Annotated in this window: 9 protein-coding genes and 1 pseudogene; 4 read left to right on the top strand and 6 right to left on the bottom strand. The window is 62.4% G+C overall.

Going from position 1 to position 12,651, the window contains the following annotated elements:
- Positions 1-10: 10 nt before the first annotated feature.
- Both JQ629_RS30520 and JQ629_RS30515 read right to left on the bottom strand, forming a co-directional pair.
- Complete coding sequence (locus tag JQ629_RS30520) at positions 11-3,157, bottom strand: multidrug efflux RND transporter permease subunit (RefSeq protein WP_212415765.1); 3,147 nt, start codon at positions 3,155-3,157, stop codon at positions 11-13.
- Positions 3,154-4,323, bottom strand: coding sequence for an efflux RND transporter periplasmic adaptor subunit (locus tag JQ629_RS30515; RefSeq protein ID WP_212415764.1), 1,170 nt, complete (start codon positions 4,321-4,323; stop codon positions 3,154-3,156). The genes JQ629_RS30520 and JQ629_RS30515 overlap by 4 nt, the downstream gene beginning before the upstream one ends.
- Before the next feature lie 577 nt (positions 4,324-4,900).
- On the opposite strand from JQ629_RS30515, the pseudogene JQ629_RS30510 reads away from it, so the two are divergent.
- The 4 genes and pseudogenes from JQ629_RS30510 to tolA all read left to right on the top strand — a co-directional run.
- A pseudogene (locus JQ629_RS30510) lies at positions 4,901-5,113 on the top strand (PKHD-type hydroxylase); the annotation flags it as partial.
- Positions 5,110-6,063, top strand: a complete 954-nt coding sequence (gene exbB / locus JQ629_RS30500; RefSeq protein ID WP_212415763.1) for a tonB-system energizer ExbB — start codon at positions 5,110-5,112, stop codon at positions 6,061-6,063. The pseudogene JQ629_RS30510 and the gene exbB, both read left to right, overlap by 4 nt.
- A 3-nt stretch (positions 6,064-6,066) precedes the next feature.
- Positions 6,067-6,537, top strand: a complete 471-nt coding sequence (exbD, locus tag JQ629_RS30495) for a TonB system transport protein ExbD (protein WP_212415762.1) — start codon at positions 6,067-6,069, stop codon at positions 6,535-6,537.
- A 70-nt stretch (positions 6,538-6,607) separates the two neighbouring features.
- Positions 6,608-7,402, top strand: a complete 795-nt coding sequence (gene tolA, locus JQ629_RS30490; RefSeq protein WP_212415761.1) for a cell envelope integrity protein TolA — start codon at positions 6,608-6,610, stop codon at positions 7,400-7,402.
- Positions 7,403-7,423: 21 nt separating this feature from the next.
- Here tolA and JQ629_RS30485 read toward each other — a convergent pair whose 3' ends face one another.
- The 4 genes from JQ629_RS30485 to JQ629_RS30470 form a co-directional block, all read right to left on the bottom strand.
- A complete protein-coding gene (locus tag JQ629_RS30485; protein ID WP_212415760.1) occupies positions 7,424-8,629 on the bottom strand; it encodes a serine hydrolase domain-containing protein in 1,206 nt (401 codons plus the stop codon).
- Positions 8,630-8,899: 270 nt separating this feature from the next.
- Positions 8,900-10,222 carry an adenylate/guanylate cyclase domain-containing protein gene (locus JQ629_RS30480; protein WP_212415759.1) on the bottom strand — a complete coding sequence of 441 codons (1,323 nt, stop codon included), beginning with the start codon at positions 10,220-10,222 and terminating at the stop codon, positions 8,900-8,902.
- A gap of 390 nt (positions 10,223-10,612) precedes the next feature.
- Entirely contained in the window at positions 10,613-11,374 is a 762-nt protein-coding gene (locus JQ629_RS30475) for a hypothetical protein (RefSeq protein ID WP_212415758.1), read from the bottom strand.
- A gap of 1 nt (position 11,375) precedes the next feature.
- Positions 11,376-12,233: a tetratricopeptide repeat protein gene (locus JQ629_RS30470; protein ID WP_212415757.1), complete on the bottom strand. Its 858-nt coding sequence runs from the start codon at positions 12,231-12,233 to the stop codon at positions 11,376-11,378.
- Between the last annotated feature and the right edge of the window lie 418 nt (positions 12,234-12,651).

The raw sequence follows: 12,651 nt of genomic DNA, 5'->3' as shown, positions 1-12,651 counted from the left end.
CAAAGCCAGTTCACTCGGCGGCTTGCTTGACCGCGCCCTGTTGTTCCGGATCGGCTTCGCGATCGGGATGCGCCGGTCGCCCCCAGCGCGCAAACGCGTTCGAGAGCCGGTCGAGATAGAGATAGATCACCGGCGTCGTGAACAGCGTCAGCGCCTGGCTGACGATGAGGCCGCCGACCATGGCATAGCCGAGCGGCTGGCGGATTTCCGATCCGGTGCCGGTGCCGAGCATCAGCGGCACGCCGCCGAGCAGGGCGGCCATCGTCGTCATCATGATCGGGCGGAAACGCAGCAGCGCCGCCTTTCGGATCGCGGCCTCGGGCTCCAGCTGCTCGTCGCGCTCGGCCGAGATCGCGAAATCGACCATCATGATGCCGTTCTTTTTCACGATGCCGATCAGCAGCACGATGCCGATCAGCGCGATCAGGCTGAAGTCGAATCCGAACAGCATCAGGATCGCCAGTGCCCCGACGCCGGCCGACGGCAGCGTGGACAGGATCGTGATCGGGTGGATGTAGCTTTCATAGAGAATGCCGAGGATCAAATAGACGACCACGAGGGCCGCGAGGATCAGCAGTGGCACGGTGCCGAGCGATTGCTGGAAGGCTTGCGCGGTGCCCTGGAAACTCGAGTTGAGCGTCGTCGGCGCGCCGATCTCGACCATCGCCTTCTGGACCGCGTTGGTCGCCTGGCCCAGCGCCACGCCCTGGCCGAGGTTGAAACTGATCGTGATCGCCGGAAACTGGCCCTGGTGGCTGATCGACAGCGGCCGCACCGGCACGCTGGTCCATTTCGCAAACGTCGACAGCGGCACCTGGTCGCCGGTGGTCGGGGATTTCACATAGATCTTGTCCAGGGTGTCGATGCTGCCCTGCAATTCCGGCAGCACTTCGAGGATCACGTGATAGCTGTTGAGCTGCGTGAAATACTGCGTCACCTGGCGCTGGCCAAAGGCGTCGTACAGCGTGTCGTCGATCAATTGCGGCTGGATGCCGTAGCGCGAGGCGGTGTCGCGATTGATCTTCAGTTCCACCGTGGTGCCGTTGGTCTGCTGGTCGGTCGCGACGTCGCGCAGTTCGGGCAGCGTCTGCATTTTGGCGAGGATCTTCGGCGCCCATTCGTTCAGCTCGGCCAGATTGGCGTCCTGCAGCGTGAATTCGAACTGGGTTCGCGTCGGCCGGCCGCCCAGCCGGACGTCCTGCGCCGCCTGCATATACAGCCGGGCGCCCTCGACCTTGTCCAGCTTGGGGCGCAGCCGGGCGATGATCTCCTGCGCTGACGCCTTGCGCTCGTTGCGCGGCTTCAGCGTGATGAACATGTTGCCGTTGTTGCCGGCCCTGCCGCTGCCGCCGATGTTCATGGCGATGGTCGCGACATCGGGATCGGCCATCACGATCTTGCCGAGTTCCTCCTGGTGACGCTTCATGTCGGCGAACGAAATATCCTGGTTGGCCTCGGAGGTGGCGGTGATCAGGCCGACGTCCTGCTGCGGGAAGAAGCCTTTCGGGATGATCACGAACAGGTAGACCGACAATCCCAGCGTCGCGAAGAAGATCATCAGCGTCGTGAACTTCCAGCGCAGCGCCAGGTCGAGCCCGCGCTCATAGGCGCGAAGCATGGCGTCGAACGCGCTTTCGCTCCATTGGTAGAAGCGCCCATGCCTGGTCTCGTGATGCGACCTGAGGAAGCGCGATGCCATCATCGGCGTCAGTGTCAGCGACACGATCATCGATACGAAGATCGTCATCGCCAGCGTGACCGCGAACTCGCGGAACAGCCGGCCGATAATGCCGCCCATCAGGAGCAGCGGGATCAGCACCGCGACCAGCGAGATCGAGATCGAGACGATGGTGAAACCGATTTCCTTGGCGCCCTTGAAGGCGGCGGCCATCGGCGTTTCGCCTTCCTCGATGTAGCGGGTGATGTTCTCCAGCATCACGATGGCGTCGTCGACGACGAAGCCGACGGCGATGGTGAGCGCCATCAGCGACAGATTGTCGAGCGAATAGCCGAATACCCACATCAGCGCGCAGGCGCCGAGCAGGGCCAGCGGCACCGTGATGGTCGGGATCACGGTTGCCCAGAAGCTGCGCAGGAAGATGAAGATCACCATCACGACCAGCGCGATGGTGAGAAGCAGCGTGAATTGCACGTCCTCGACCGCGGCGCGGATGGTCTGGGTGCGATCGCTGATGACCTCGATCTTGATCGCAGGCGGGATGGCCGCGACCAGCCGCGGCAGCGTCGCCTTGATCTTGTCGACGGTCTCGATGACGTTGGCGCCGGGCTGCTTGAACACGACGAGGAACACGCCACGTTTGCCGTTGGCCCAGGCCGCCTGCTTGGCGTCTTCCGGGCCGGTGACGGCCTGGCCGATATCGCGAACCCGCAGCGGTCCGCCATTGCGATAGGCGATGATGACGTCGTTCCAGTCCCTGGAATCGAGCAGCTGGTCGTTGGCGTAGATGGTGTAGGCGCGGGTGGCGCCGTCGATATTGCCCTTCGGGCTGTCGACGGTGGTGATCGTGATCTGGCTGCGCACGTCCTCCATCGACAGGCCCTTGGCGACGAGCTTGGCGGGATCGATCTGGATGCGGATCGCCGGCTTTTGTTGCCCGCCGATGATGACCTGCGCAACGCCGGAAATCTGGCTGATCTGCTGCGCAAGCTGGGCGTCGACGCTGTCGCTAACGGTGGTCAGCGGCAACGTGTCCGACGTCGCCGACAGCAGCAGGATCGGCGAATCCGCCGGGTTGACCTTGCGATAGGTCGGCGGCGAGGGGAGGTTCTTCGGCAATTGACCGCTGGCGGCGTTGATCGCGGCCTGCACGTCGTTGGCGGCGCCATCGATCGAACGGTTGAGATCGAACTGGATGGTGACCGCTGACGTGCCGAGATAGCTGGTCGAGGTCATCTGCGCGATGCCGGGAATTTGCGCGAGCTGGCGCTCCAGCGGCTGCGCCACCGACGAGGCCATGGTCTCCGGACTGCCACCCGGCAGGCTGGCGGAGACCTGGATGGTCGGAAAATCGACCTGCGGCAGCGGGGCCACCGGCAGCAGCGGATAGGCGACGAGACCGATGAACAGAATGCCGGCCATCATCAGCGAGGTGCCGATGGGGTAGCGAATGAAGGGCGCGGAGATTCCGCCGCTCATCTTTGGCCGACCTTGGCCGGCACCGGGTCCGAACTTGCGACCGCGGTCGAAACCAGCGTGCCCGGCTGCACCTTGTATTGGCCTGCCGTGATTACCTGCTCGCCGGGCGACAATCCCTCATTGATCACGGAGCGGCCGTCGATCGACCGCGTCACCTTGATCTTGCGCAGGGCGGCCTTGTTGTCCTGGTCGACCGTGAACGCGTAGAGGCCGTCGGACCCATGCTGAACCGCATCGTCGGGCACCACGGTGGCGTCCTTCAGCGTCGCAATCAAAAGCCGGGTCGAAACCGACTGGCCCGGCCACAGCGCATGGTCCTTGTTGTCGAAAAGCGCCTTGAGCCGGATCGTGCCGCTCGTGGTGTCGACCTGGTTGTTGATCAGCGCCAGCGTTCCCGTCGACAGCACGCGCTTGCCGTCGGTCGACAGCGCGATCGTCTCCGGCGGCGCCACCGCAAGTGCAGCCCTGATATCGGGCAGTTGATCTTCGGGGGCCGTGAAGATCACGGCGATCGGTTCGATCTGCGCGATGGTCACAATGCCGGTCTGGGTTGCGGCATTGACGATGTTGCCGACGTCGACCTGGCGCAGGCCCGCAACCCCGGAGATCGGCGCCTTGATGGTGGCGTAGTCGAGCTGGGTTTGCGCATTGAAAATGGCCGCGGCGTCGGCCTCGATCTGCGCCGTCAGCTGCGCGACGGTGGAGCGCTGGGTATCGGTTTGCTGCCGGGTCGCGAATTCGCCGAGCTTGGTAAAGCGCTGCAAATCGAGACTGGCGTTGGCGAGATTGGCTTCGTCCTGGGCTTTCTTGGCCTTCGCCTGATCGAGCGTCGCCTGGAACGGCCGCGGATCGATCTCGACCAGCGTATCGCCCTGCTTGACGAACTGACCTTCCTGGAAGGCGATCCGGTTGATCTGGCCATCGACGCGGGTGCGGACCAGGACAGTATTAAAGCCTTGCACCGTACCAAGGCCGGTCAGATAGACCGGGAAATCGGCCTTCTCGACGGCTGCGGTCTTGACGGCGACGCGGGCCGGTGCGCGCTGCTGGGGACTAGCAGCCTGCGCGGCGTGGTCTTCGCCATGGAATCGCTGCCAGCCGAAATAGCCGAGCCCGGCCATTGCACCGATCAGCAACAACAGACGGATCGTGCGCGATTTGGACATGCGGGCTTCTTGGGTTCGGGAGGGTATTCAAAAGCGTCCCCAGCGAAGTCCGGTGTAATATGCGCGCCGTTTGGCTGTAAACACACTAAGACTTGAAGAATCCTAAACAATTGGAAAGGTTTGAAGCCTCGCAGCTTGATCAAAAATGTCGCTCTGCAATGCCTGCCGATTGCGCAACGCGCCGGGCGTTTCGCGCCTGCTGCGCCGCGGTGAAGGTATGAAGAGTCTTGGCGACAAGATTCTTGGCGGGAAAAACTCCTGATGGGACTCGGGATAATATCCGCGCAGCGCGATCGGCGGCTCGTCGAATTCCCGCAATTGCGATAGCGCTTTTCGAAACGTTTTGAAACATCACTGGATATCCATCGCGCGAGCGGGTTGTGATGCTCTCTGACTTCGGCGACGCGATCAAAGCAGTGGTGAAAGGTTTCAACATCGCCGCGTTGGGAGCGGGCGGTGTTGTCCCATTGGCGGCCGCGCTTTAGATTTAGAACCCTTCAAATCTAAGCCTCTCAAGCCGGCAGACGAGGCCTTCGATGGTTCCCTGAAGCAGGCTCCGGGCTCGGATCCCGCTGTTTACGGTGCTTCTAGTTTGCATCTCACACGGGGTATGCGTGTGGTGTCTTTTGTCTGGCTGCAGAGCATGGTACGGGATGCCCACGCCCGCAGGCTGACTTTCGATCTTGAGACGTCGATCCAGGCCTTGGTAATGCGACCGGGGCGATGACCCCAAAACGGTCAAATTGACGGCATCTATCACAACCTAATTCGCTACTGGGCCGAAGCATGAATTTCTTGATTGTTCGAAACACCGTCGCTGCAATCGCCGCCTTGGCGATCCTGTCGTCAACTGCGCCTTCGTCGGCCCAGCAGCAGATGGCGCCGGCAGCAACAGCCGCGCAGGCTCCGGCCGTGCAGGCTCCCGCGCCGTCGGCGGCCGCAGCGCCAACTGCCGCATCCCCGGGTGCAGCCGCGTCCCCGGCGGCAGAAGCAACCGCCGCGCCGGCCGAGCGTGACAAGCTGCTGAAGGCCGCCGCTGCGGAGCTCCGCGAATTGTCGCCCTGGTCGATGTTCAAGTCGGCGGACGTGCTGGTCAAGGCCGTCATGATCGGTCTCGCCTTTGCCTCGCTGCTGACCTGGACCATCTTCATCGCCAAGATGATCGAGATGACCGTCATTCAGCGCAAGCTGCGCAATGCGCTCAAAAAGATCAGCGACTCCCGCTCGCTTGCGGAAGCGCAATTCGCGCTGGGCGCGAAGGGTAGCGTGCTGTCGTCGTTGCTCGCGGCCGCGATGCGCGAAGCGCGCCTGTCGGCGGGTATCTCGAGCGACGCCGGCATCAAGGAGCGCGCGGCGTCGAGCTTTGCCGAGATCGTGCGCGCCGAGGCGCGGCGGATCCGGCTCGGCATGGGCCTGCTCGCCACCATCGGCGCAACATCGCCCTTCGTCGGACTGTTCGGCACGGTCTGGGGCATCATGAACAGCTTCATCGGCATCTCGAAATCGCAGACGACCAATCTGGCCGTGGTGGCGCCCGGTATCGCCGAAGCGCTGCTGGCGACCGCGATCGGTCTTGTCGCCGCGATCCCCGCCGTCATCATCTACAATCACTTTTCGCGCGTGACCAAGGGCTACCTGGAACTGGTCGGCCGTGCGTCGGGCGCCGCAGGACGTCTGCTGTCGCGCGATCTCGATCGCACCCATGTCGGCGGTTCGCATTCCCGCGCGGCGGCGGAGTAGGCGATGGGCGCTTCGATCGCAGAGAGCGACGACGACGACGGCGATTTCGCGGAATCGCACGAAATCAACGTCACGCCGTTCATCGACGTCATGCTCGTCCTCCTGATCATCTTCATGGTGGCTGCGCCGCTGTCGACCGTCGATCTTCCGATCGACTTGCCGACATCGACGGCGACCCCGCAGAAGAAACCGGACAAGCCGACTTACGTGAGCATCAAGCCGGATCTGGCGGTCGCGATCGGCGAGAACCTGGTCAAGCGGGTCGATCTGGTGCGCTCGCTCGACGCGATGCCGGATATGAGCAAGGATAAATATGTCTTCCTGCGCGCCGACCGCGCGGTGCCCTATGGCGAGTTGATGGATGTGCTGGAGATCCTGCGCGCCGGCGGTTATTCCAAGCTCAAGCTGGTGACGCTCGAAGGCGTTCCGGATGCGGCGGCCTTGCCGGCAGCACCGGCCGAATCGAAACCTTGATTCTTTATTTTGACGCGTTTTCTTCACGCGAACCGGTACCCACTTCGCTTGAAAACGCTACGGGTAACTGATGACTGACCTCGACGAACAAACGACGTCCCGGCGGCTCTGGGTTTTCGCAGGCGTCTGCGCGCTCGCGCTTCACATCGGCGGCGCGGCGCTGGCGATCTCGCATTTGCAGGCCGAAGAGGCCGACGATGCGCTCGGCGCGACCGCGATCGAGATCGGACTCGAAATGGCCTCGGTCCATCGCGAGGTGACCGATCTGCCGCCGGGCCCGGATACGGATGCGTCGACGGCGTCTCCCCAGCTTGCGGAGCAGAAGGCCGAGGTCAAGGAAACCGAACTGCCGCAGGACAAGCCAACGGAACCCGAAGAAGCGGACCGGGTGGTGACGGAGACCGAGTCGAAGAAGCCCAAGGAAGACGATCCGAAGATCGCGGCGGTACAGACCGCAGCCTCGACGGAGTCGGTCGCGTCAGAAGCAACCGCCACTCCCAGTTCCGAGGTGATCCCGGAGGGGCCGCGCTCGATCGCACCGGCCATCGGCAGCGGCGAGACCGCGCGCCGCGTGCGTGCGACCTGGCAGAAGGAGCTGTCCGCCCATCTCGACAAGCACAAGAAATATCCAAAGGATCGCGCTCAACAGGCTGCCGAAATCGCTGTTCGTTTCACGCTGGACCGGATGGGGCGCGTGCTTTCGGTCAGCATCGAAAAAGGATCCGGCGACGCGGCGTTCGACGAGGCCGCACTCTCAATGGTGCGGCGCTCCGATCCCGTGCCCGCGCCGCCGCCATTGATCGCGGACGAAGGGTTGAGCTTTACCGTGCCGGTGATCTTCCGCGTCAAATCGAAGAAGGGCTGAGCGGGTAGGGCGCCGCGGGGCCTACGACGCTGGCTCCGTTTGGAGCGCGCGCACCGCAGCTCTGATCATCGCGACGATTTCGAGCTTGGCGTCGCCGTCCTCAGGCTGACGCCACGCGCTCTGGATTGCGACGACCACCTGCTCGGCCGGATTGACGACGATGATCTGGCCATAGTCGCCGTTCGCCGAAAAGACACCGTTGCTGACGCCGCCCGGCAAGGGCGGCATCGCCCACCAGTGGTAGCCGTATCCCAACGGCGAACCGGGCGTGAGCCGACCGAAGCCGGTGGGGGCGCTGTCGGGCTGTCCGGCGAGATCGCGCCAGCCGGGCGGAAGGACCCGCCGCCCATTGAAGGCTTCGCCATCCTCCAGCACCAGCTGGCCGAAGCGGCCGAAGTCGCGCAGGCGCGCGCTGACGCCAAACCCGGCGAGTTCCAGGCCACCTTCGGAGTCAAGTTGCCAATACCCATCGGCCTCCATGCCGGCAGGGCCCCAGATCGTCTCGGCGCAGAAGTCGGCCAGGGGCTGGGCTGTTGCGGCCGCGACCAACGCGCCAATCAGGAAACTCTCGCCGGTCGAATAGTTGAAGACTTTGCCCTGCGGCTGTGCGCGCGGCAGTTCGCACAGAAGGTCAAAGGCGGAGCTTGGCCGCCGGCTCACCATGGCCTTGACCAGGCGATCGCAGTTTGATCGTCCGTCTGCATCGTCGTGCTCGCGCCAGGCCACACCGGAGCACATCCGCAGGAGATTACGGATCGTGACGCCCTCGTAAGCCGAGCCGCGCAGCCGCGGCAAATATTGCTCGCAGCGATCGTCAAGGCTACCGATCAAGCCATCATGGAGTGCCGCCCCGACGAGCGTCGCGGTGATCGACTTCGCGGTCGACATGCTGGTCCACCGGCTCTCCGGGCCGTTACCCATGCCGTAACGTTCCAACGCAATCTCGCCATGCTTCAGGATCAGCAGCCCGGCCATGCGCCGGCGGGCCATGTGGTCGCTGAGGCCGAGGCGCACCCCGCCCACCTCAAAGGTCAGGTCCGCGAGCGAACGGGCGTGCGGTGGGAGCGGCCGTACGGCGTTGCCGCGCCGGATGACGCGCACCGGCCAGACCTGGTCCTGGTTGCGGAAGGTCGGCGCCTGGTTTTCGGGTGTCGTGTTCCAGTGGTGCGAAGCCGCCCGCTCCGGATCGGTGTCATCAGCGGCATTCGTCGGTGCAGGATTGGCCATGAATACCCCCTCGTTCGTTGAGACGACGCCAAATCGCCCGGGAACGGAGCGTTTGCAAAGCAAATCAAGTTGGTTTGACGTGGTCTTGTCCCGCTGGCATGCTGACGGCCGTCGATACGGAGACATAGCCCCGTCAGGGGATGTGCGAATGTCCGCTCAGGGTCAAACGCGTCGGTTTGGCCAGACCATGGCGACTTCCGGTCTACCCCGGTAAACGGACATTCTCAGGATAGGCGGGCATGTCTCAAAAGTGCCAAACCCGGACATGTACTATGCACTCGCGGCGAACAAATCCCAACGACCGGGCAAGCCCTTGAGTTCATGTGAACCGCGCTCGGAAAATTTCAGGCCCGCCCCGGCAACAAGGTCCGTGACAACTCTTGAAACGAGAACTTCGCGTGGTTGGGATTGTGCCATCACGCGAGCGGCCGCGTGCACAGCAATTCCCCCGATGTCTCGGCCTCTTATTTCAATTTCTCCCGTGTGGAGGCCGGCCCGTAGAGGCAAACCTATCTGCGATGCAGCCGTCCCTAATGCCAACGCGCATCGAACGGCGCGGCCGGGGCCGTCGAAGGTTGCCAAAATTCCGTCGCCGGTGCTTTTGACCAGAATTCCGCGATGCTTCTCGATCATTTGTTTCGCAAGCTGATCATGGCTGTCGAGAGACCGCCGCCAGGCTTGGTCGCCCATGGCAGCAGCGCTGCGAGTCGAATCGACAATGTCGGTGAAGAGAACTGTCGCCAAAACCCGCTCCTGATGCGCCGATGAACCTTCCCTGTGTCCGGTTACGAACTCCTCGATGTCTCCGAGCAGTGCCTCGGTGTCACCAGCCCAGAACGCGTGATCGCGCTCGGGATATTCAATAAATTTTGCGTCAGGAATGCGTGACGCTAGGTCGCGGCCGGCCTCGATGGGGACTCGCACGTCCAGAAGGCGGTGCAATACAAGTGTGGGAACACGTATTGCCGAGAGAATCGGCCTGACGTCAATTTGCGCATTCAAAAACATAAGCGCCCGCACCGCGCCCGGGCTGGCGGAAAGTCGTTCCAGTTTGGCGAACTGAGCGACCGCATTTCCGTTGGCCACCTGGCTCGGGATCACGGTCTTTCCGACTTCGCCGCTGCCCCAGGATTTCACAATCCCCGCAATTCTCTTCTCCAGCTCATCCGGTCGGGACGCCGGGGCAAGCGCAAATCCTCCAAAAAGAATGAGTTGCATAACACGTTCGGGATATGTCGCGGCGAACAAGGCACTCATGGCCGAGCCTTCGGAAAAACCCATCACCACTGCCCGTGCAGAGCCGATGTCATCCATGACCGCGCGAACGTCGTCCATGCGTTGTTCAAGCGACGGTGCGCCTGATATCCGGTCGGACAACCCTTGGCCCCGCTTGTCGAAGGTGACGACGCGGGCAAACGTCGAAAGCCGGCGCAAGAATGCGGTGTATCCGGGCAGCTCGTGCGTGAATTCGACGTGCGACACGAAGCCGGGCACCATGATGAGATCAACCGGGCCGGCGCCCATGACTTGATACGCAATATTGACGTCGCCGCTGAGCGCGTAACGCGTCTCCGGTAAGTCAAAATCATTCATTTCAATCCTCGAAGGCGCAAATAACTTGCTTGTCCTTGGCACGGAGAGGATCAAACGTAACCCGAATTGCCTGTCATGGCGACGGGGTACGACGTCAGTTCAGGGTCATTCGCGGCCGTTTGACGGTCGGCCAGCCACTTCGGACATACCCCGAACAACGGACATCAGCAGGCCGACCCCGGTGGTCCGGGTCGTGCCAGAAGCGTATTCGGTCACGTGTCGATCGGTTGTGGCGCCAGATCGGCTGTCCTTCACTGGATAGGCGGGCATGTCTCAAAAGTGCCAACGACGGAAGTGTCCTTTGACAGTCTGGCGTCGAGTTGAAGCCCCTGACCTTGCTGTCCTTCTTCCACAGCGCCTCGTCGTAGTCAGCTTCCGATAGCAGCCACTTCAATTCGTCGTGGTCTTGAAGCCGCGCATGGATACGAGCTTTTCCTCACGAAATCGGAGAATGAGCCAAGCGGTCTCATCGAAACCGTTTGCGAGCTTTCCTTCGTGAGAATACACCATCTGAGCAGCTTCCGACTTCGACGGCGGTCCCAGCGCCGTGATTACCTGCTGACGCGACATACCTAAATGCAGCTTGCCGTCGAAGACGACGGGCGCGAACTTTTCCGGGATGATGGCGCAACCGGTCGAGGTCTCGGTGTCTTTCTCGGTGAGCTCTTCAACGATCTCTGTGACGCGATGGTCCGGGCCGCCCATCTCTCCGTGGGACACGACCCATAATCGATGCTGCGCGCGCCTATAACACAGCCAATAGATGCTACCTCCAGCGTCGCCCTGGTGTTGAATGGTCCCTTCGCCCACGGCTTTGCGGACCGCGCCGAGCGGCGTCTCCTCGAAGCGGCCGGCGAATGCGCCTAGCGAAAAGCGGGTCGCCAATCTCTTCACCACTGTCGGCGGCACGCGCTCGAACGCATGTTCGTCGACTGGCGGCGGCGGTGTCTGCGCGGAGCAGTCGCCCGCGGGGATCGCGAAAAGGAGAAGCAGCAAGAAGAGCGTCTTTCGACCATCAACTCCGAATTGCCTTGCATTGGAGATTGAGCGCTTCTGCAATAGCTCCTTTCCCCTGGCAAGGATGGCGTCAACATCGAGATCTTTGACGCGGCCAGCCGCTCTGTCCGCCAGTCCTTTAAATATTCGAGCCATGTCAGCGCCGCCCCGTCATCTTGCTCAATTCTTTCGATACGCGCTTCACAGCCGTCGGGCCGTCTGGATCGGACGGAGCGAGTTGAGTGTGCATCTTGAAGTCGGCCAATGCCGCTTGCAGACTGCGTTTCTTCTCCCACGCCATGCCGCGGTTGTAATAGGCTTTGGCAATTTTCGGATCGAGCCGTATCGCCTGGCTAAAATCCGCGATGGCCCGGTCGAGGTCGCCCCTGTTGCCCCAGGCGCTGCCGCGGTTGACGTAGGCGCTCCCATATTTCGGATTGAGCTCGATCGCCTGGTTATAGTCCGCGATGGCCCGGTCGTATTTGCCCCCGGCGCTCCAGGCGCGGCCGCGGCCGTAGTACGCCTCAGCATCTTTCGGGTCGAGCTGGATCGCCTGGTCGAAGTCCGCGATGGCCCGGTCGAGGTCACCCTTGGACCCCAGGGCGCTGCCGCGGTTGGCGTAGGCGACCGCATATTTCGGATCGATCTGGATCGCCTTTGTATAGTCCGCGATGGCCCGGTCGAAGTCGCCCTTATGGAACCAAATGTTGCCGCGGTTGCTGTAGGCCGCCGGATACGTCGGATCGATCCGCATCGACTCGTTGTAGTCAGCCACTGCGCGGTTGACGTCACCCTGTGCCTGGTACGCCCCGCCGCGACGCGCATGCAGCCGCGCAAGGCTTCGACCCTTGTATTGGTGCGAGTCGATGGCGCGCGAGCACTCTGTGACCGCGAGGTCATCTGACAGTTTTATGCAGAAATCCAACTCGTCTGCGGCGGCCACTCTCGGCAACCCGGCGAGAACCACCGTGGCCATGCATGCTAACAACCGGTATGTTGAGAAGCGCATCTGCATCGCACGTGGTCTCCGCACGTTGGTCGGAGCAGCCGGAACAACCGACCGCCATTCTCCGGACGTTCATTTGTCCCTTAGTCGGGGTCGCAGAACAAATGGTTCATCAGCGATGATTGGACGCTCGGTTTCCGCACAAAATGACTGATTTTAACCGGGGGCGCTCGCCCAAGGTGCGACAAAACAACCCGACGGGCAAATCAGTTCTGATTTACGGAAGTCGTGTCAAGTAGAGAATTTCTGTAAATCGAAAATATTTCTGTTGTCGGCCGGCCCAAATCAGTGCGCATCTATCGCCATCCCGTCCTACTCAGAAGGGCGTCGGCCGTCGTCACGGACGTTGGGCGGGTTGCGGTGGACGCTGGTTTACGCTGAGACGATGGCGTGGACTAAGCGTACGGCAAAACCGTGTGGTCCTGGC

Source organism: Bradyrhizobium sp. AUGA SZCCT0222, assembly GCF_018130205.1.
Taxonomy (GTDB): Bacteria; Pseudomonadota; Alphaproteobacteria; order Rhizobiales; family Xanthobacteraceae; genus Bradyrhizobium.
This window is presented reverse-complemented; position numbering and strand designations above follow the sequence as displayed.

Excerpts from the sequence above, each read along its gene's own strand:
- JQ629_RS30515 (WP_212415764.1), bottom strand. The coding sequence starts at position 4,323 with ATGTCCAAATCGCGCACGATCCGTCTGTTGTTGCTGATCGGTGCAATG.
- tolA (WP_212415761.1), top strand. The coding sequence starts at position 6,608 with ATGACTGACCTCGACGAACAAACGACGTCCCGGCGGCTCTGGGTTTTC.
- exbD (WP_212415762.1), top strand. The coding sequence starts at position 6,067 with ATGGGCGCTTCGATCGCAGAGAGCGACGACGACGACGGCGATTTCGCG.
- JQ629_RS30520 (WP_212415765.1), bottom strand. The coding sequence starts at position 3,157 with ATGAGCGGCGGAATCTCCGCGCCCTTCATTCGCTACCCCATCGGCACC.
- JQ629_RS30470 (WP_212415757.1), bottom strand. The coding sequence starts at position 12,233 with ATGCAGATGCGCTTCTCAACATACCGGTTGTTAGCATGCATGGCCACG.
- exbB (WP_212415763.1), top strand. The coding sequence starts at position 5,110 with ATGAATTTCTTGATTGTTCGAAACACCGTCGCTGCAATCGCCGCCTTG.
- JQ629_RS30475 (WP_212415758.1), bottom strand. The coding sequence starts at position 11,374 with ATGGCTCGAATATTTAAAGGACTGGCGGACAGAGCGGCTGGCCGCGTC.
- JQ629_RS30480 (WP_212415759.1), bottom strand. The coding sequence starts at position 10,222 with ATGAATGATTTTGACTTACCGGAGACGCGTTACGCGCTCAGCGGCGAC.
- JQ629_RS30485 (WP_212415760.1), bottom strand. The coding sequence starts at position 8,629 with ATGGCCAATCCTGCACCGACGAATGCCGCTGATGACACCGATCCGGAG.